Source organism: Gordonia sp. UBA7860 (genome assembly GCF_002500165.1).
In the GTDB taxonomy this organism is placed as follows: domain Bacteria; phylum Actinomycetota; class Actinomycetes; order Mycobacteriales; family Mycobacteriaceae; genus Gordonia; species Gordonia sputi.
Genome location: NZ_DLSO01000033.1, coordinates 23,390 through 23,895, shown reverse-complemented (window position 1 = coordinate 23,895; position 506 = coordinate 23,390). Strand labels below are relative to the sequence as shown.

The window sequence follows — 506 nt, the reverse complement described above, 5'->3', positions numbered from 1 at the left end:
CTCGACACGACGTGCCCGCCGTTCTCGACGATGTTCAGGATCGAGTACGTCTCCGCAGCCTGACCCGACGCGACGAGCAGCGCCGCGACACCGCCCTCGAGAGCAGCGAGACGCTGCTCGACGACATCCTGTGTCGGGTTCATCAGGCGCGTGTAGATGTTGCCTGGCTCGGCAAGGCCGAACAGATTCGCGGCATGGGTGGTGTCGTTGAACGTGTACGACGTGGTCTGGTAGATCGGCAGAGCGCGGGCGTTGGTCGCCGCGTCGGCTGTCTGGCCTGCGTGAATCTGCTTGGTCTCGAAACTCCAGTTGTCGGCTGGATTCTGGTCGACGTCGACGTCAGACATTGAATACGCATCACTTTCTACGGTCGGCAGGGCACGACGACCCTGTTGGGGTCCGACCTTCGGACCCGCGCTTGCCGGGGACCCGAAACCATCATCGACGAATTGATCGTCGCAGAACGGGGTCCCACAACCCGGTCATCACCCGGAGCACCCCACCGC

General features: G+C 63.2%; 1 protein-coding gene. It reads right to left on the bottom strand.

Annotated elements, in window-relative coordinates; all coding sequences use genetic code 11:
• A partial coding sequence (locus B3T59_RS05235; RefSeq protein WP_287001637.1) for a PLP-dependent transferase occupies positions 1 to 347 on the bottom strand: 347 nt, incomplete at its 3' end.
• Positions 348 to 506: the final 159 nt, after the last annotated feature.